The 230-nt window shown below is 59.1% G+C and carries 1 protein-coding gene; it reads left to right on the top strand.

Translation table 11 applies throughout. From position 1 onward, the window contains the following. A partial coding sequence (locus Q1K24_RS09710) for a protein phosphatase 2C domain-containing protein (protein WP_300369520.1) occupies positions 1–230 on the top strand: 230 nt, incomplete at both ends.

The following is a 230-nucleotide window of genomic DNA, read 5'->3' as shown; positions in this document are numbered from 1 at the left end:
TCCCATGCGCCTGCGCATGCGGATCGCCCTGCGGTACCTTCCCGCACTCGGACTGGTCTCCATCGGTGATTTCGCCGCCACACTGCTCTTTGTCGCCCATCACCTCTCCTCGGGACGATGGATCGTCGGACATATAGGAGACGGGGTCGTATCAGGCGTGAAAAACGGCGAACCCTTTACACTGTCACATCCGCACAACGGTGAGTTCGCCAACACCACGCTCTTCTTCA

It is taken from the genome of Hydrogenimonas sp. (assembly GCF_029932565.1).
GTDB lineage: Bacteria > Campylobacterota > Campylobacteria > Campylobacterales > Hydrogenimonadaceae > Hydrogenimonas.
This window is presented reverse-complemented; position numbering and strand designations above follow the sequence as displayed.